Origin of the sequence: Polaromonas sp., assembly GCF_013817205.1 — a bacterium.
Lineage (GTDB): Bacteria > Pseudomonadota > Gammaproteobacteria > Burkholderiales > Burkholderiaceae_C > Polaromonas.
Genome location: NZ_JACDDD010000044.1, coordinates 1 through 19,135 on the forward strand (window position 1 = coordinate 1; position 19,135 = coordinate 19,135).

General features: G+C 62.9%; 12 protein-coding genes. 6 read left to right on the forward strand and 6 right to left on the reverse strand.

Annotated features, from left to right (window positions below; all coding sequences use genetic code 11):
* Both H0W47_RS11385 and H0W47_RS11390 read right to left on the reverse strand, forming a co-directional pair.
* The coding region (locus H0W47_RS11385; RefSeq protein WP_296924371.1) for a filamentous hemagglutinin N-terminal domain-containing protein at positions 1-4,159 on the reverse strand (4,159 nt) is incomplete at its 3' end.
* Positions 4,160-4,163: 4 nt separating this feature from the next.
* Positions 4,164-5,897, reverse strand: a complete 1,734-nt coding sequence (locus H0W47_RS11390; RefSeq protein ID WP_296924374.1) for a ShlB/FhaC/HecB family hemolysin secretion/activation protein — start codon at positions 5,895-5,897, stop codon at positions 4,164-4,166.
* 560 nt (positions 5,898-6,457) lie between these two features.
* On the opposite strand from H0W47_RS11390, the gene H0W47_RS11395 reads away from it, so the two are divergent.
* The 3 genes from H0W47_RS11395 to H0W47_RS11405 all read left to right on the forward strand — a co-directional run bounded on the left by H0W47_RS11395 (position 6,458) and on the right by H0W47_RS11405 (position 9,825).
* Positions 6,458-8,776, forward strand: coding sequence for an NADP-dependent malic enzyme (locus H0W47_RS11395; protein ID WP_296924376.1), 2,319 nt, complete (start codon positions 6,458-6,460; stop codon positions 8,774-8,776).
* Between the two features lie 268 nt (positions 8,777-9,044).
* On the forward strand, positions 9,045-9,371 hold the full coding sequence (locus H0W47_RS11400; protein WP_296924413.1) for a ribonuclease domain-containing protein: 327 nt from the start codon (positions 9,045-9,047) through the stop codon (positions 9,369-9,371).
* Between the two features lie 52 nt (positions 9,372-9,423).
* On the forward strand, positions 9,424-9,825 hold the full coding sequence (locus H0W47_RS11405; protein ID WP_296924378.1) for a barstar family protein: 402 nt from the start codon (positions 9,424-9,426) through the stop codon (positions 9,823-9,825).
* A 226-nt stretch (positions 9,826-10,051) separates the two neighbouring features.
* Here H0W47_RS11405 and rsmA read toward each other — a convergent pair whose 3' ends face one another.
* The 3 genes from rsmA to H0W47_RS11420 all read right to left on the reverse strand — a co-directional run bounded on the left by rsmA (position 10,052) and on the right by H0W47_RS11420 (position 14,884).
* Positions 10,052-10,834: a 16S rRNA (adenine(1518)-N(6)/adenine(1519)-N(6))-dimethyltransferase RsmA gene (gene rsmA, locus H0W47_RS11410; protein WP_296924380.1), complete on the reverse strand. Its 783-nt coding sequence runs from the start codon at positions 10,832-10,834 to the stop codon at positions 10,052-10,054.
* A 137-nt stretch (positions 10,835-10,971) separates the two neighbouring features.
* Entirely contained in the window at positions 10,972-12,390 is a 1,419-nt protein-coding gene (locus H0W47_RS11415; protein WP_296924382.1) for a peptidylprolyl isomerase, read from the reverse strand.
* Positions 12,383-14,884: an LPS-assembly protein LptD gene (locus H0W47_RS11420; protein WP_296924384.1), complete on the reverse strand. Its 2,502-nt coding sequence runs from the start codon at positions 14,882-14,884 to the stop codon at positions 12,383-12,385. The genes H0W47_RS11415 and H0W47_RS11420 overlap by 8 nt, the downstream gene beginning before the upstream one ends.
* 107 nt (positions 14,885-14,991) lie before the next feature.
* Between H0W47_RS11420 and H0W47_RS11425 the strand changes: the two genes are divergently transcribed.
* The 3 genes from H0W47_RS11425 (at position 14,992) to H0W47_RS11435 (ending at position 18,188) form a co-directional block, all read left to right on the forward strand.
* Entirely contained in the window at positions 14,992-16,179 is a 1,188-nt protein-coding gene (locus H0W47_RS11425) for a phosphotransferase (RefSeq protein WP_296924386.1), read from the forward strand.
* A 98-nt stretch (positions 16,180-16,277) separates the two neighbouring features.
* Positions 16,278-17,015 (forward strand): 16S rRNA (uracil(1498)-N(3))-methyltransferase, encoded by a 738-nt coding sequence (locus H0W47_RS11430; protein ID WP_296924388.1) that lies wholly within the window; start codon positions 16,278-16,280, stop codon positions 17,013-17,015.
* Between the two features lie 3 nt (positions 17,016-17,018).
* Positions 17,019-18,188, forward strand: coding sequence for an MFS transporter (locus tag H0W47_RS11435; protein WP_296924390.1), 1,170 nt, complete (start codon positions 17,019-17,021; stop codon positions 18,186-18,188).
* 59 nt (positions 18,189-18,247) lie between these two features.
* Here the strand turns inward: H0W47_RS11435 and H0W47_RS11440 are convergent, their stop codons facing one another.
* A complete protein-coding gene (locus tag H0W47_RS11440; protein WP_296924415.1) occupies positions 18,248-19,126 on the reverse strand; it encodes an alpha/beta hydrolase in 879 nt (292 codons plus the stop codon).
* Positions 19,127-19,135 lie beyond the last annotated feature (9 nt).

Genomic DNA, 19,135 nt, shown 5'->3' on the forward strand with positions numbered 1-19,135 from the left:
CTATGCCGCCCACGGCCGTGACGCTGACTTGTCCGCCAGCACCACCGTTTTGGTTGGCGCCTACGCCGGTCGTGCCGCTGGCGGTGATGGCACCAAGGGTTGTGATCGCCCCCCCGGTGTTGATCGTGACGTTGCCTGCGTCGCGCCCGTCCAGGGTGCTGCCCGTATTAACCGTGCCGCCGCCTGTGGCAATGGTGCTCGCACCCAATGTGCCTGTCGTGTTGATGCTGACCAAGCCGCCGCTGCCGTTGGCCTGACCGCTGGTGTTCAGTGCAGCCACGGTGGTCGCCGTCGCTGCCGTGGCGTTGTTGTTCACAGTGATGCTGCCAGCCGCGCCAGCCGCTGTGGTGCCTGTAGACACGCCCGTGCGGGCGTTAAGCCCGCCGCTGCCTGCCAGGCTGATCGTGCCTGTGCTGGCCGCTGCGTTAACCACGCTGATGGTGCCTGCCGCCCCGCCTGCTGCTGCCGTAGCCGATGCTGCGCCGCCGTTGGCCGTCATGGCGCCAGTGCCCGTGCTGCTCATGCCGCCGGTGTTGCTGGTCACGCTGATCGCGCCGCCACTGCCGCCTGCAAAGCTGACTCCGTTGCCGGCTCCGCCTGTGGCCGTCAAGGTGCTGCCTGTCAGCGTGACCGTGCCGCCGCTTAAGGTGATGTTGCCGGCGTTAGCGCCTGCGCTGTTGATGCCGACGCCGCCTGTCGAGGTGATGGCCGCGCCGCTTGTGTTCAGCACGCCAGTGCCGGCTGCGCTGACGTTGATGCTGCCGCCTGCCCCTTTGGCAAAGCCGGCGGTATTGAGAGCGCCCACCGTGACGTTTTGATTAGCAGCATTGTTGGTCACTCCAATGCTGCCCGCCGCCCCGCCTGCGCCTGTGCCCGCCGCTGCGCCAGTCTGGGCGCTCAATGCGCCCAGTGTGATCGCCCCTGCGGTGGTTGAGTTGTTGACCACCGTGACGGAGCCAGCGTTGCCGCCTGCGCCGTTGGTCGCCGAGCCAGCGCCGCCGCTGGCCGCCGTGGCGCCGGTAGTGGTAATGGCGCCGTTGCTGGTCAAGCTGATGGCCCCGCCCGCGCCGCCGGCCTGGTTAGCGCCTACGCCTGCGCCGCCGTTGGCGGTGATGCCGCCCGTGCCCAGGTTGATCACGCCGGCGCTTAAGGTGACGTTGCCTGCGTTGCGTCCGGCCTGGGCAACTGCCGTGCCGCCGTTCGCCGTGATGCTGCCGTTGCCGGTTGACAGGGTGCCGGTGTTGGTGGCGCTGAGCACCACGTTGCCGCCGGCCGCTTTGGTACCGCCCGTGGTGATGATCGCTGCCGTGGTGAGGTTGCCGCCTGCTGCGCTGTTGGTCACGTTGACGCTGCTGGTGGCGTTGACGCTGCCCGCTGTGCCCGCGCCAGGTGCGTTGCCGGTCTGTACGGTCAGCGCTCCCAGCGTGAGGTTGCCTGTGCCTGAGTTGGCGACCACCACGCGTCCAGCGTTGCCGCCGTTGCCCGTACCAAGCGCCGCGCCGCCGCTGGCCGTCATGGCCGCGCCCGCTATGCCGCCCACGGCCGTGACGCTGACTTGTCCGCCAGCACCACCGTTTTGGTTGGCGCCTACGCCGGTCGTGCCGCTGGCGGTGATGGCACCAAGGGTTGTGATCGCCCCTCCAGCGTTGATCGTGACGCTTCCCGCGTCGCGCCCGTCTGTGCCTGTATTGGCCGTGCCTGCGCCGGTAGCAATCGTGCCCGCACTTAGTGTTCCGGTGGTGGTGATGCTGATGGCGCCGCCATGGCTGTTGCTCAAGAGGGCCCCAGCCGTGCTCAAGTTGCCCACCGCAGCGTTGCTGCCCGTCAGTGTGATGGAGCCCGCTGCGCCGCCCGCTCCCGTTCCCGTGGCCCCACCCGTTGATGCCGTGATGGTGCTGGTGTTCAGTGTGCCCGTGCCGGTGATCGATACCACCCCCGCCGCGCCGCCCGCCTGGTTGGTTCCGTTACCAGCACTTCCGCTGGCACTGATGGCACCAACGTTTACATTTCCACCTGAGTTGATGTTCACCGACCCCGCGTTGCGGCCAACGGTGCCCACGCCAGCCGTGCCGCCCGTCGTGGTGATCGCACCCGTCGTCACGGCCCCGCTGGCGGTGATCTGCACATTTCCACCGTTAGCGTTTGCCGCGCCTGTCGTGGTTACAGCCCCCAGAACAAGCGCATTTGTATCGTTAATATTGACATTGCGCGCAGAAACAACCGATACCGCGCCGGTAAAGTCGTTTCCACTGTTGCTCAGCGTCACATCGTTGGCCGCACCGGCTGTGATGGACGTCGTGCCTTTCACCGTCAAAGCACTGGCTCCAAGTTGACTAACTGCGCCGCTACTGCCCACTGATAGATTTCCAGTCCCGGCGACCCCGGTGGTATTGATGCTGCCAAGAGCCTTGGCGCCAGTCCCAGTGATATTTACGTTTCCGCCGTTTGTCGTAAGCGAGCCCGTTGCACCGAACGTGGTCGCGCCCGTGGCGTTAAGGTTTACGTTGAGTGCGCTGCTGCTGCTGGACACAGCGTTGTTGACAAAAATGCTGCCTGCGGCAGTGAGGGTGAGAGTTGCCGCCGACGCACCCGATGACTTGGTGATGGAGTCAACGACCGTAATATCGCCGGCTTGGCTGCCACTGGCTCCAGTGACCACGCTCACACTGGTACCACCGTTGAGTGCGAGCTCCAGCTGATTCCTATCAGCAATCGCGTTGTCTGCAAATGGGGTGTAAGTCGGGCTGGCAAACGTGCCGCCACTGGAAACGCCGTTGACGATGCTGACGTTGCGGGGATCCAAAAGCCAGACGCCCCCCACGCCTTGTGACGCCGAGGCATCAACGCCGCCAGTGGCTCGCAAAAATTCCTTCCCCGATGTCTCTACCAGGCCGCCGTTACCGCTGCGGCTTCCTCCACGGGCTGTGATGGCGCCCTCAAAAACCGTTGCATCATCTGCCCATACGACGACCTTGCCACCATTGCCGCTATCGAGAGCATCGGCCCGGATGGTGGTACCCGCCGCCACGTGCGTACGTGTTGCGTTTTGAATTGCGCCGTTGCCACCCTGGTAGTCGCCACCAACCAGCGCAGTCCCACCGCCTGAGTGGCCCGACGTATCTATAGAGGCGCCAGTCGCCAACACCACCTTGTCGCCAAGCACCTGCACCGTACCGCCGGTTTGACCCACCCCGGCACCCGTGGCGTCAAGCGTGCCGGAAACATGCACTACACCATTGCGTCCACCACTGAGCACAATCATGCCGTTGCGCTCGGTCGCCGAGGTGGCGCGGATCACACCGGACTGGTTGATGACCGTGGCCATGGCGTCACCCAGCGCGCTGGCCAGCACGGTGACGTGGCCGCCCTGTGCGGTGATCACGCCACTGTTGGCCGCGACCGCATTCGCCGCCGCAGCATCCATTGAAAAGCGGACCAGTCCGGCACCGCTTTTATCAATCGAAACCCGCGAAGCTGCCACCAATCCGACTGAGCCAGCGTCGGCGTTGATCGTTCCGCTGTTGCTTACGGAAGGCGCTGCCAGCAGGACATAGCCACCGCGCGCGGTATTGATGGTCCCGCTGTTGGCCACACTGCCCGTGCTGCCATTGCCGCTGAAGGTATACCGGCCGGCGATAAAGTCTTCGTTGCTGATGGCCAGCGTTGTGGCAACCAGGCTACCCACATTGACTTGTGCACCTGGTGCAAACATCACACCGGCAGGGTTGATCAGGAACACCTGGCCGTTGGCGCTGAGCGATCCGTAGATGGACGAGGGATTGGCACCCACCACCCGGTTGAGCGCGACGGATGCCGCACCCGGCTGCACGAACTGCATGGACTGGCCAGCGCCGATGTTGAAACTTTGCCAGTTGAGTATGGCTTTCTCGCTGCCCTGCGTGACCACCATCGAATTGACGCCAGGCGTGCTGATGGCTGCCTGCCCCGCAACCACATTGGCGCCTTCGGGTAACGCAGTTGCCAGCGTGGAAAAACCCGCCAGCATGGTGGCCAGCAGACGCGAGAGCAGCCGCCCGGCGCGTAGCCGGTAGGTAGCGGTCAGTTTGCGCGACAGGCGAACCACCACCGTGCGCACAGCCCAGGCGCGGTAGCAGCCCGGCCGGTTGGTCGCGCTTTTCAGTGAACTTGGCTGGGTCACGCTGTCAGAACCATTTCTGGGCAGACACCCACGCGCGTGGCGAACGCTCGGGTTCGCCGGTGGAGGGAGTTGACCGGGTAGTCCGCCAGGCCAGGTAGGTGGTGATCAGGAAATTGTTGACGCGGCCCGCCAGCGCGCCAATGCCTACTGCACCCAAAGAAACCCGGTTGGTACCGCCGGGCAACGCCGAATCGTCATGGTTCACGCGCACTGTGCCGTAGTCGTAAAAGGCGGCGAGACTGACAGGCTCGCCCGCCACCGCAATGGCCGCTGGAAGCTGGTACCGGTATTCAAGATTAAGGAGCAGCCCCGAATCGCCTATTCCCTCGCCAACGGGGTAGCTCCGAACACCGTTAGGCCCGCCAAGCGCCATTTTTTCCGCCGATGCCAGGTTTTTCGAAGCCATTTGCGCCTGCAGGTTCATGTGAACACTGGAAGGATTGTCGAAGAACTGCGACCGCTGGAACTCCAGGTTGAGTTTGCCAAAGCCCCCCGCTGTGCGAAGCCCGCCGGGGCCTTGGTCAAAGCCCAGGCTCCGGGCATCCATGCGCGTACGGCCCAGTGCTGCCGTCAACGCATAGCTGCTTGACGCTCCGGTGCCAACGAGTTCATCCGTGAAGTTGCCAAGGACGCCGACGCGCGTGGCGAGGATGCGGCGCCCGCTTTCGGTGGCCGGCGTGGTGAGCTGGTCGGTGAATTTCTTGTGTTCCAAGGCGAGCAAGCCGTACACATTCGCTTCGCGTGATCGAATCAGCGGCCGCGTCAGCGTCAAGCCCAGCACCTCTGCCTTGCCGGTGGCGCCCAAGGCAGTGAAGGGCTGGCCGAGCGCATAGTCGGTCCGTGCAGCACTCAAGGTCAAGCGTGCTCCATCCGCGCCCACGGGCAGTGCGTAGGCAAGGCGGTAGAGTTGGCTGCGCGACGCTTCGCTGAGTTGCACGCGCGCACTCAATACATCACCGCGGCCTATCAAATTGCTCACATTGAGATTGCCCGACGAATGCCAGGCGCCGGCTGCGCGCGCACCGAAGTTGTCCATGCCAACCGAGCCATCCAGTATCAGCCCCCGGGATTGCACGGCGATCGTAACGTCGGCCTGCCCGGTCTGCTGGCCCGGCTGGACCGTGGCGCTGGCATCGACGCCCGCGACGTCGCGCAGAAGCAGCACCGACTTGTCGAGCAGATATTCGCTGATCAGTGCGCCAGGCCGGAGATTGGCCTCCACCACACGGCGTACGTAGGAAGCGGACGCGTTCTGCCCGGCAACCTGCACCTGCACCTTGCCGATGCGGGCTTCCACGACGGCAATAGTGACCGTTCCGCCCGCGGCCAAAAACGCCTGCTCGGGCACATACGCTTCGGTGAGGAGATAACCTTGCGCGCGGTAATACCGGCTGATGCGGCCGGCCGCTTCAGTCAAGCCTGCAAGATCCGTCGGCTGGTTGACGCGGTCTGCCACCAGCGCCGCCAGGATGCTATCTGCAAAAATGCTGTTGCCTTCAAACCGGAAGGCCGCCGGGCTCATGCGCACCGTCGATGCGGTTGGCAGGCTCTGGGTTGCGGGCGGCAGGCTGATCTGCGGCGCGCCGGTGGGGGGGAGCAAGGGAGTCTGGCGCTGCACTTCTTGCAGGGTCCCCGCGTCTGGTCGCTGCAACTGCTGGCTGAATGCAGGCGCGCAAATACCCATGGCCACCGCCGGGAGCCAGAGTAACGCTTGCAGTGAAATGCCCAAACGGTTCACGTTAGCCTTGGAAGAGGCCCTCCAGAGTTGCAACAAAGTGTTTTTTATTACTTTTGACAGTATGGGGGAACTCATAGGAAGAGTCGATGATCGGACCAGGGTTTCCGACAAACGCGGTCTTTTGACACACAAAAGGTGTGGGGAATTTGCGTCGCACGACGGATTTTGCCGCCCCGGGGCTCCTGGCGACGCCAATTCCCTGACCTTTACTCCCCCATCTATGGCCGAGCTCCTGTCAATACGTTTTAACTATTGTTGCGACGGGCAAAAACTTTCCCACTCGTGCGGTCAGACCAGCGTACCCGTTCGATTCTTCCCACCTGACAATAAGCGTCCGTGGCCACGCGCCGGAGCTATCTGCCGCTGCCCGACCGCAGGCCACCAGCGTCCAATGCCCGAAGACCCCGGTGATCCGCAGGCTTCGGGCTTTGGCAAAAAGTCAAGCACCAGTGCACCTTTTTGCGTAGATCCACTTACTAGGGTTTTCCCAAGTCGCGGCCTACAATCGCAAACCCTTACAAAAATGGCGGCCCGGCGGTCGCCGCTCAGGAGACAACTTGATGTCCGCAGTCGTGCCCGCAGCCCCCGATAACAACCAGGAAAAAAGAGACGAATTGCGCCGGGCGGCGCTGGAATACCATGAATTTCCGACCCCGGGCAAAATTGCGATCGCGGCAACCAAGCAGTTGACCAACCAGCGCGACTTGGCGTTGGCCTATTCACCCGGGGTTGCCGCGCCCTGCGAGGAGATCGTCAAGGACCCTAACGCCGCATACAGGTACACCAGCCGCGGCAACCTGGTCGCCGTGATTACCAACGGCACGGCCGTGCTCGGTCTGGGCAATATCGGCCCGCTAGCGGCCAAGCCGGTAATGGAAGGCAAGGGTGTCCTGTTCAAGAAGTTTGCCGGCATTGACGTTTTCGACATTGAAATCGATGAGAGCGATCCGGCCAAGCTGGTGGACATCATCGCTGCGCTTGAACCGACCTTCGGGGCCATCAACCTCGAGGACATCAAGGCACCGGACTGCTTTTACATCGAACGTGAACTGCGCAAACGGATGAAAATCCCGGTTTTCCATGACGACCAGCATGGCACCGCGATCACTGTCGGCGCTGCCGTTCTCAACGCCCTCAAGGTTGTCGGCAAGACACCCGGTCAGATCAAGCTGGTGACGTCCGGCGCTGGCGCGGCTGCGCTGGCCTGCCTGAACCTGCTGCTGAAACTGGGCATCAAGCGCGAAAATGTTTATGTCACCGACCTCGCGGGCGTGGTGTACGAAGGCCGGGCCGAATTGATGGACGAGGACAAGATCCAGTTCGCCCAGAAAACACCGGCCCGCACACTCTCGGAAGTCATAGAAGGTGCGGACCTCTTCCTGGGCCTGTCGGCCGGGGGTGTACTCAAGAAGGACATGGTGGCGCGCATGGCGTCCAAGCCCATCATTTTTGCGCTCGCCAATCCGAATCCCGAAATTACGCCTGAAGACGTTAAGACGGTGCGTGACGACGCCATCATGGCCACCGGCCGCACCGATTACCCGAACCAAGTCAACAACGTCCTGTGTTTTCCCTACATCTTCAGGGGTGCACTCGACGCTGGCGCGTCCACCATCACCGTCGAAATGGAGATTGCCGCCGTCCATGCCATTGCCGAATTGGCCCAGGCTGAGCAAAGTGAAGTGGTGGCAGCCGCCTACACCGGCGCACAGCTGGCTTTTGGCCCGGAATATCTGATTCCCAAGCCATTCGACCCCAGGCTCATGATCAAGATAGCACCGGCTGTGGCCCAGGCAGCCGCCGACAGCGGGGTCGCGCTGCGACCCATTACCGACATGGATGGCTACCGGGAAAAGCTTCAGAGCTTTGTGTACGCCTCCGGCACCACCATGAAACCGATTTTTGCGGCAGCCAAGAAGGCTGGCAAAAAACGCGTGGCCTACGCGGAAGGGGAAGAAGAACGCGTGTTGCGTGCCTGCCAGATCGTGGTGGATGAGGGTCTGGCACGCCCCACCCTCATAGGGCGACCCGCCATCATTGCCCAGCGCATCGAGAAATTCGGCCTGCGCCTGAAGGAAGAGCTGGACTACGATGTGGTGAACGTCGAACACGACCATCGCTATCGCGACTTCTGGCAGACCTACCACCGCTTGATGGAGCGACGTGGCGTTACCGTACAGATCGCAAAAATAGAGATGCGGCGGCGTCTGACCCTGATTGCCGGCATGCTGCTGCACAAGGGCGATGTAGATGGCCTGATTTGCGGTACTTGGGGCACAACCGCCCACCATCTGGACTACCTGGACCAGGTGATCGGAAAACGACCCGGAGTTGGAACCTATGCCTGCATGAACGGCTTGCTGCTGCCAGACCGTCAGGTCTTCCTGGTGGATACCCACGTCAACTACGACCCCACGGCCGAGCAGCTGGCTGAAATCACCACGATGGCCGCCGAGGAAATGATGCGTTTCGGGCTCAAGCCCAAGGCGGCATTGCTCTCGCACTCCAACTTCGGCACATCCAACCTGCCCAGCGCTCTGAAAATGAGGCGAACCTTGGAGCTGCTGCGCGAACAGGCGCCCTGGCTGGAAGTGGACGGCGAAATGCACGGTGATGTGGCCCTGGATGCCGCAGCGCGCGCTGCCGTGATGCCCAACAGCACCTTGGCGGGCCAGGCCAATTTGCTGGTGCTGCCCAATATTGATGCAGCCAATATCGCCTACAACCTGCTCAAGACGGCTGCCGGCGGCAACATTGCCATTGGACCCGTTCTGTTGGGCGCCAACCAGCCGATGCACATTCTCACTGCCAGCACCACCGTGCGCCGGATCGTCAATATGACAGCCCTGACAGTCGCTGACGCCAACGCATCCCGATAAGCCAACTTTAGACAGCTAGTACTAACTTATTCATGTTGAGGGCCTCCCCGTAGCCCGCTTGATCGCTGGGCAGACGCTTGCTTTTTTCGGCTGAATGCGTCAAACTCCAGCTCTTGAAATTTGAGGGTTAACCCGACACTTGCTCCTAAGAGCAAGCAGTTAACTTTCGTTCAGGAAAGATTTTTTCATGTTGCGAAACGGTTGGGCTGGCTGGCGACTCGCCCTGACAGTCATGCTGACTGTTTTGGGGGCTGGCTTCAGCCCCGTTATGGTGCAGGCAAAGGGGACCGGCTTTGATTCCCGGACAGCTACCGTCGTCTTTGACGAGCTGCCGGTGCAGGGCCGTAAGGTGGTGAAGCTGATTTATCAGGGTGGGCCGTTCAAGTACGACAAGGATGGTTCGGTGTTTGGCAACCGGGAAAAACTTCTTCCTGCCAGCAATCGCAGTTATTACCGCGAATACACCGTCCAGACACCCGGTGAACGCAGTCGGGGTGCCCGGCGCATCGTATGTGGCGGTTTTGTTCCCACGATGCCTGACGCTTGTTATTACACAGATGATCACTACGCGAGTTTTCGCAGAATCGTTCAATAGTTCTGCGGTGATTGTCAACTTTGAATTTTTGACTTAAGAAAGAGACACGGAGATGGATATGCCACTTCGTACTGTTAGACCCAACATCGTGCAATCCATACGCGCTTTCCGCGTGCAGGACCTGCAGGACGCCGCCACGCAATTGAACCAGCACTTCCTGTATGCCAACCTGGGCAATGCCCAGAGCAAGCAGGATGTGCTGGACATGATCGCGGCACAGTACACATTCCCGGCGCATTTTGGGAAAAATTTTGATGCGCTTTACGACTGCATGACGGACCTGGTTCACAAGTCCGGCCCGCAACCTGGTTTTATCGTAGTGCTTGAGCAGATCCCTGCCCACGCCAAGTTCGACAAGGAAGCGCGCGAGCAGCTGCTGGACATCTTCCGGGATGCCGCGGACTACTGGGCGGATCGAAAGATACCGTTCAGATGTTTCTATTCTTTTCTGTAGCCCGCTCCCCAGACATTGGCCAAGGGGATCGGGCGAATGAGGCCCAGCAAGCAAACAGCGCAGACGGTGAAGAGCCGATGCCGACCGACAAACTGCTCGACGTGTCGCCACTGGCGCTGCGCATGAGCAGCCCGTTCAACGCGGGATACTGGCTGGCAGCGGCGTAAAGGCGCTGCTGCATTGAAAAAGCCCGTCCTGGACGGGCTTTTTGCTTTTCAGGCGCCAGTCAGTGCGTGCCAGCGGCTTCCAGCGCCTGGGTCAGGGCCACGTACTCGGCCACCGGGACTTCTTCAGCCCGGCGCTGCAGGTCAAACGGCCGGACGTATTGCTTCTGCTCCAGCCATTTTCCCAGCGAATGACGCAGCAGCTTGCGGCGCTGGCTGAAAGCCACACGGACCACTTCGCTCAACAACGCGGGCGCCAGCGGGGCCGGCGCGGCATGCGGCACCATGCGAACAATGGCACTGTCCACCCGCGGCGGGGGATCAAAGCTCTGCGGCGGCACAAACAGCACATTGTCCATGGCATAACGCCATTGCAGCATGACGCTGAGCCGGCCATAGTCGCTGGTCGCAGGTTGAGCCACCATGCGGTCAATCACTTCCTTTTGCAGCATGAAGTGCTGATCCTCGATGACGTGGACTGCATCGAGCAGGTGAAACAGGATGGGCGTGGAGATGTTGTAAGGCAAGTTGCCGACCACACGGATTTTCCCGGAAGACCCTGCGCTTCGGGAAGCGAGCTGGACAAAATCGACCTTGAGCACATCGGCCTCGATCACCTGCAGCTGTGGATGCGCCCGCAGCTGCAGCGCCAGGTCCCTGTCCAGTTCAATGACCGTCAGTTGGCCCAGGCGTTCAGCCAGCGGCTGGGTCAAGGCCGCCAGCCCGGGACCAATCTCCACCATCGCCTGACCGGCCGCCGGTGCAATTGCATCGACGATGGCGTCAATGATGCTGCGGTCGGTCAGAAAGTGCTGGCCGAACCTCTTCCGCGGGATGTGCTTCATATGCCGCCCACAATAACCGGCCTTGAATTCTCTTCAGGCCAGCCGGGGCCGCGGGTCTGGCTCCGCCAGCCCGCAGGCGCAGCGGCCCCCCCGGGGGGCAGGGAGCTACACGCAGTGAGCGACCGTGGGGGCAACATCTACTGCGGCGGTTCCCGGTATTCCACATAGGCCCGGCCGCGCACTTCCTGCGCCCAGGCAGCATAGGCCTCTTCCAGCTTATTTTCGCGCAACGCAGCGCGCACCGCCTCGCGCTGCTCGCGAGGCGACAGGGTGCTGTTGCGCCGCTCCAGCACCTGGATCAGATGAACTCCAAAACGCGACACCAGTGGGTCGCCGACCTGGCCCGGTGCCAGGCTGTTCAGGCGCTCCTCGAACTCGGGCACAAACATGCCGGCGCCAGCCCAGCCCAGGTCGCCCCCATCCTTGGCCGAGCCGTCCTGGCTGAACTCGCGGGCCAAGGCCGCAAAATCGGCTTGGCCAGCAGCAATCCGCGTCTTGAACTCCGCCAGACGTGCCACCGCCGCCGCCTCGTTCAGTTGGGGGCCGGGGCGCAAGAGGATGTGGCGGGCCCGGGTTTCGGCAACCGTGGCGCCAGGCATGCCCGCCCGCTTCTTCTCGATCAGCTTGAGCACATGAAAACCCGCGCCGCTGCGAACCGGCCCGGCCACGCCGCCAATCGGCAGGTTCTGTGTCGCGTTGACAAAAAGCTCCGGGTAACGATCGGGAGGCCGAAGACCCATTTGCCCATCGCCGCGACCGCCTGGTGCATTGGAAAATTCTTTGACCAGCTGGGCAAAGTCGGTACCACTGCGCGCCCGCTCCGCCACCAGCTGGGCCCGGGCCTGAAGTGCCGCTACCTGCTCGGCAGTGGCGCTTTCCGGGACGGCCACCAGGATTTGTGCCAGGTTGAGCTCCATCGCAACTGGGGCAGTACCGCCACCCGCTTGAGCACGAAGGAATTGCTCAACCTCCTGGTCGCTGACTTTCGCCCGGGAATCCAGCTCGCGATCCCGCAGGCGGTTCAGGACGATCTCATCGCGCAGGTCGTTGCGAAACTGGGAAAACGGCAGTCCATCAGCCTCCAGCCGCCGGCGCAACTCACCGGTCGACAGCTGGTTCTGCCTGGCTACGTTGGCGACAGCGTCGTCCACCATGGCATCACTGACCTGCACTCCCGTTTCCCTCGCCAACTGCAGTTGAGCGCGTTCCACAATCAGGCGTTCCATCAGCAGTCGCACCAATTCGTTCCTCGGTGGAACCTGCGCACCCTGTTGCCGCATCTGCTGCTCGGTACGCAAAATTCGCGCACGAACTTCGTTGTTGGTGATGGGCTCTGAATTGACCACGGCCACGATGTAGTCGGCTTGGCGCTGCACGCCAGCGCCGCCCGCGACGCCTGAACCCGTGACACCCAGGCCTGGTGTGCGCAGCTGCTGACCCGGAACGCGCAAGGTCTGGGCCTGCACGAGCATAAGCGGCATGGCCACCGAGAGGGCCAGCACCACCGCGACGGCAGGACGACGGACAGGAGAATGAAGACGGCTGTATTTAGTCATAGTTGGTAAAGCGACTCGGTGTCGTGCTCTGTTCACGCAGGTACTGATAACGCGGGATATTGGCTTTCAGTGTTTTGAGGGGATTGTTGCCAATCTTGGAGAAACCGACGAACTCGAGCTGGAACAGGATACGGGTGGCGTTTGTGTTTGTTGATCCGCCACCCACCCGGGACAAGGTGCCCAGTTGAGTGCGCTCCAGCACCACCCGGCCTATCCAGCAGCACCCATCGTATTCCAGGCCAACCACGACATCGACCAGCTTTTTATCTGGCACGCTGTAATTCAAGCGCCCCACGCTGTACAAGCGTCCCGGGCCCTGGCCGCGCCCAGCGCCCAGGTCCTGACCTTTGTCGCCCCACAAGTCGTTGATCGGCCATTGCCAGCCCAGCTCATACTGCTCACTGACCTTTCGCTGGCGGCGGTAGGCGACGCTGATCACACGATAATTGCTCGGGCTATAACGTCCGCCAACTGTTGCGCGCTCCGAAATGTTGGTTTTCGGGTTGTATTGCACGGTGCTTTCCAGCGACCAAGCCGGTGTCAGATTGACTGTTGCTCCGAGCAACAGGTCGCTCAGGCGCTCCGACACCGGCACCTCGCCGGGCAGGGTCACCCGGCGGTCCTTCAAGCGCAACCTCTGCGCGACACCGACGCGCAAGGCTTCCGCGCCTGTTTCCGGGACCAGCAAACGGGAGGTCACGCCTGTGGTCAGCACGTTGGAGTCCGAAATGCGGTCGTTGCCGACAAACTCGTTTTCCGTGAACAGGGTTGCAAAGTTGAAGGCATTCAGGCCCGAATCGTAATTAGGCAGGGCGCTCTGGTTGCGATGGGGCGTATTGACATAAAAAAGCCGGGGCTCGAGCGTCTGGGTGAAGGCCTGGCCGAAGAAGCTGGCGTCGCGCTCGAAGGTCACGCCGCTGTCGAGGCTGAAGGTCGGCACGGTCCGCGACGCCGAGCGCGACCCGTTGACCAGCGGACCGTCGAACTGATAGCTCGTCGAATGCAACATCAGCTTGGGCGTGATGTAGCCGGCCGGCCGTATCCAGGGTCGGCTGATCTGCGCCAGCGCAAATGTTCGGTTGGCATTGGGTTGCCGGGTCAGAAGACGATCCGACTCGAAACGGGTGTAATCGGCGGCGACGGAGTAATCGAGCCCACTAAGCCCGGCCACCGGAACGTTGGTCCGGGTGTAGGCCGCTGTCAGTTGCGGCAAGCGGTCGTAAGGCGGGACGATGGGGGAATCCACATCCTGCAAGGTCTGGTACTTGAACGCGCGCAGCTTGGTGACTAGAAATCCCGAGCCCCAGCTCACGCTGGCGTCACTGGTCAGCAGGCGCTGGGTCAATCCGTTGCCGGATCCACCCAGTCCCGTCGCCGGAAAATCGCGCCAATAGTTGTTGTCGCTGACCCGGTTCAGGTTGAGGTCGAAGCCCAGAGCCCCGACCGACCGAAGACCGGTGTTGAAGGTCCCGGTGGACAGATAGTTGTAAGACCAACGCGTCTTGTTGCGCAAACTGTCGTTGGGCAGCAGGCTGGCGCGCAATTCGCCTTGATACGTGCGCTCCAGGTAGCGAAACTCGCCGGCCAGCTCCACCCCGCGCTTGCTCATGACCGTCGGCGCGAAGGTGGCATCGCGTTGCGGCGCAATATCGAAGTAATACGGAATGGTGGCCGAAGTGCCATTGACAGTGCTCAAGCCGAAGGTCGGCGGCAACAGCCCGGACTTACGCTTGTCACTGAGCGGAAAGCTGAAAGTGGGACCGGCCAGAATGGGCACGCCCATGAAACGCAGCACGCCACCCGAGGCCTCGCCGACGTCGGCCTCCTTGTCGAAACTGATGCGGCTGGCATTGACGATCCAGGCCGGCATCCAGCTCGGACCTTCTCCGCGCTGGCAGGTGGTGAAGCTGGCGTCATAAGCCACCAGGCGCTTGTCGTCAATGAAGTCCACGCGGCTGGCCGCGCCGTAACCGTTGTTCTGCAGGAAACGATAGTCGGGTCGCGTGAAAAAGCCTTCGAAGGTGTCGAGCTTGATCTCCAGCTCCGGCCCGTTGTACAAATTGCCGGCGCTGTTGACGCGCACATTGCCCCGGGCCTTGACCATATCTGTCGGTTGGTCGTACTCCAGCCGGTCGGCACGTATGGACGAGCCGCCGCGACGCAATTCGGCGTTGCCGTCAATCACAGTTTCCAGTTCGGGGCGGCCGGACAAGCGGTCGCCGTAGATAAACGTCGGCAACTCGATGCCGGGTCCCCCCGGTGGCTTCTCGGCCAGCATGGGGCTGCTCTTGAGCTGGCCTGGCAGCGCATCGCGGCGCGGAATGCTCCCCGGCAACGACGCAGCTGGCGGCTGTGCAGGATCCGGTGACGCCACCGGCGCCTGGGCATGTGCGAAGCCCCCATGCCCAAGGCCCAGCACCGTGCAGGACACGAGGCTGAGGGCGGCATGGGCGACCGGGGAGAGAATAAAACGCGAGCGGGATGCGCGATGCATCGGAAGTATGAGATAAACCCGTTTATAAAAACAGGCCCGATTATCCTATGCCCACCCGCCTGTCCCGCATCTTTCGATGATTGGCCGCCCGGCGGGCTCAACAACACATGACCCAAGCTCCCATTGTCTGGACAGATCCCGACCGCGCCCGCGCTTTTACCCTCTGGCTTCATGCCCAGGCAAGCGCTCATGGACTGTTGCCCGATTTCCTGCGCCCCGCCTCGGCTGATGCGAGTTTTCGCCGCTATTTCAGGGTCGGCAGGGCCGGCGGCGGTGACTGCATCATCATGGACGCGCCGCCCGCGCAGGAAGACTGCCGGCCCTTCGTCAAGGTTGCCGCACTGATGGCCGATGCCGGGCTGCACGCTCCACGCGTGCTGGCCTGGGACGAGGCGCAGGGCTTCATGCTGCTGAGCGACCTGGGCGCACAAACCATGCTCGAGGTGATCGATCAGACGCCCGAAGCTGGCAAAGAGCGGCGCGCCTACGCTCTGTACCGCGAAGCGGTGGACGCGCTGGTGACTTGGCAGCTGGCCTCCCGCCCCGGTGTGCTGCCGCCTTACGACGACGCCCTGCTGTCGCGCGAGCTGGCGCTGTTTCCCGACTGGTATGTGGAAAAACACCGCGGCATCACCATCGACAGCGCACTGCGCGGCAAACTTGACACCCTGTTTGCGCAAATCAAGGACAGCAACCTGAACGCGCTCGGTGGCGCGCGCGTGTATGTCCACCGCGATTTCATGCCCAGGAACCTGATGGTGAGCAGCCAAACGGAAGCAACCAGCGCGCGCGGGTCCTCTTCACCAGCCGGGGCCGCGGATCTGGCTTTGCCAGTCCGCAGGCGCAGCGCCCCCTCGGGGGGCAGCGCAGTACGCGAAGCGACAAGCGTGGGGGGCCTCGGCGTGCTGGATTTTCAAGACGCGGTCTACGGCCCAATCACCTACGACATCGCCAGTCTGATGCGCGACGCCTTCATCAGCTGGCCCGAAGACTTTGTGCTTGAAATTACCGTGCGTTACTGGGAACAGGCGCGCAAGGCCGGGCTGCCGGTCGGCGACGACTTCGGCGAGTTTTACCGGGCCGTCGAGTGGATGGGCCTGCAGCGCCACCTGAAGATCCTCGGCATTTTTGCGCGGCTCACGCTGCGCGACGGCAAGCCCAAATACCTGGCCGACACACCGCGTTTCATTTCTTACGCCCGTGCCACCTGCGCGCGCTACCGCCAGCTCGGACCGCTGATGGTCCTGCTCGACGAGATCGAAGGCAACGAGACCCGCGTGGGTTATACGTTTTGAATCATCTTTTTTGCATCAAATCGGCCTCTGGCCCTCGTCTGGCGCGCGCAAGTAGCTATCAATTTGATAGCATTTGCCTCTGCCGATAGTCCCCGGCGATGACAGCCCGCTTCTACGCCGATTTGCCCCTGAGCACTGGCGACGCGCTGAGCCTGCCGGAGCGCGCGGCGCGCCATGTGCAGGTGCTGCGCCTGCAGCCGGACGACAGCATCACGCTGTTCAACAGCCGCGGTGGCGAGTTCGAGGCGCGCATCACACGCATGGGCCGCAACGATGTGCAGATCATCGTCACCGCGCACCACGCCATCGAGCGGGAGGCCAGTCGTGCGGTGTTTCTGGCCATCGGCATGCCCGCGAACGAGCGCATGGACTGGCTGGTCGAAAAGGCCAGCGAGTTGGGCGTCGCCGGCATCACGCCGCTGATGGCTGAGCGTTCGGTGCTGCGCCTCAAAGGCGAACGCGCCGACAAAAAGGTCGCGCACTGGCAGGGCGTGGCGATAGCCGCCTGTGAGCAGTGCGGGCGCAACCGCCTCCCTACCCTCCACGACGTCGCCACGCTGACCGAATGGCTGTCGACATTGCCGCCCGCGACGCCGGCCGCACCCCGGCTGCTGCTGTCGCTGCGCACCGGCACCCGGCCGCTGTTGCAAGCCATGGCCGCTTATGACAGCGCGACCCCGGTAACCCTGCTCAGCGGCCCAGAAGGCGGCCTGAGCGCTGCGGAAGAAGCCGCCGCCATCGCTGCCGGTTTTGTGCCGGTCACTTTGGGCCCGCGCATCCTGCGTGCCGAAACCGCGCCGCTGGCCTGTCTGGCGCTGCTTACTTTGAGTGATTGATTTATGAACCGCAACCTCTGGCTGCTGGCGATCTGCCAGGGCCTGTTTCTCACCAACAACGTAACCTTTATCGCTATCAACGGCCTGGTCGGGCTGGCGCTGGCGCCGCTGGGCTGGATGGCGACCCTGCCGGTCATGGGTTACGTGGTGGGCGGCGCGCTATCGACCGGGCTGGTGGCACGCACCCAGAAGCGATTCGGACGCAAGACCTCGTTCCAGTTGGGGCTGGGGGTGGCGGTGCTGTCGGCCCTGCTGTGCTGTTACGCGGCCTACAGCCGCCATTTCTGGCTGCTGGTCGCCGCCACCGTCGTCGCCGGTTATTACAACGCCAATGCCCAGCTTTACCGGTTTGCCGCCGCCGAGCTGGCACTGCCGGCCTTCCGCGAAAAGGCCGTATCGCTGGTGATGGCGGGCGGGCTGATAGGCGCGATTGCCGGCCCGAATCTGGCAGCGGGCACCCGCACCCTGACCGCTGTTCCCTTTGCCGGCGCCTACCTCGCCCTCAGCGTCGTGGCGCTGCTGGCCATGGTCTTGCTGGCCTTCATCCACTTCCCGCCCACCCCGCCGCAGCAGGCCGCCAGCGGCGGCCGACCCTTGCGCGAAATCATGCGCCAGCCCGTGTTTATTGTTGCGGCTGCGGCCGGCGCGCTAGGTTTCGGCGTGATGAATTTGCTGATGGCAGCCACGCCAATTGCCATGCAGGTTTGCGGCCTGCCATTTTCCGACGCGGCGCTGGTGCTTGAATGGCATGTGATCGGCATGTTTGCGCCCGGTTTTTTCACCGGCCATCTGATCAAGCGTTTCGGCACCTTGTCCATCATGGGTATCGGGCTGGCGCTCAACGTGGCCTGCGTGCTGATTGCGCTGTCAGGGGTTGAACTGCACCAGTTCCTGGCGGCGCTGTTTCTGCTCGGCGTCGGATGGAACTTCCTGTTCACCGGCGCCACCACGCTGGCCCTGACGGCTTACCGCCCTGAGGAAAAAGACAAGGCCCAGGGCGCGCTCAACTTCTGCGTGTTTGCGGTGCTGGCGCTGTCCTCACTGGCCTCGGGCGTGCTGGTCACCACCCAGGGCTGGACCCTGCTGAACCTTGGTTCGCTGCTGCCGCTGGGGCTCACAGGGCTGGCGCTCGGGTGGCTGGCGCTGCAGCGCCGCCGCCCGGCAACACCGTAATTGCTCCTGATTTCATAGCTGCTTGCGCCCGCAGGACGGGGGCTACAGGCCTTTTTTGCTTAAAACCGCGCGTCCAGCCAGGCTTTGAGGGTGGCAAACACCGGTGTTGCGTCCAGCTCGTTGAACAGCTCGTGGTACAGCGCGTCAAAACAGCGGCTAGTGACCATCCCGGCGCTGTTGCGCCCGGCCGCCTCGGCAAAGGCACGGCTGCCGGCCGGGTTGACCAACTTGTCGGCACCGGCATACATCAGCAATGTCGGCGTGGCCCAGGTGCTGGCTGCGGCCACCGTGGCGGGCCCGGCAGTGGCAATGAATTTGGCCAGCCGGGCAGAAACCTTGGCGTGCACCAGCGGGTCGGCCAGGTACTTTTTGACCACCTGGCTGTCATGCGAGATGTATTCGGGCTTGAGGCCGTTGTTGACGCGCAGATTGGGTGCAACCGAGGGCACGACGGCCAGCATCAGCTTTTGCAGCGCATTCAGGCCAGGGTCCAGCGCCGGAGAGGACATCACCAGGCCCTCGACCGGCCGCAACTGCAGCGACACAAAACGACCGACCACCAGGCCACCCAGGCTGTGGCCCAGCAGGATCAGCGGCAGCGGGGTGGCGGGGTCGCCCAGGCGCGGCAGGCGCCGGGCGCGCTGGCGCGTGTCGTCCACCACCTCGGCCAGGTCTTCCAGCAGCAGGGCCTCGCTGCTCAGGCCGCCGCGGGCGCCACCAGACTCCCCGTGACCGCGCTGGTCGTAGGCGCGTACCACAAAGCCCCAGTCAAGCAGTTGCCGCGCCACATGGTCGTAGCGGCAGGCGTGTTCGCCCAGGCCATGAACAATCAGCACCACGGCGCGTGGTGGCAGCGCATCATCGGAATGCCAGGCTGCCATCGGCCATTCGTACAGCGCCAGGTTTTCGCCATCACGCGCGGTGAACGGCGCCAGCATCGGTTTGTC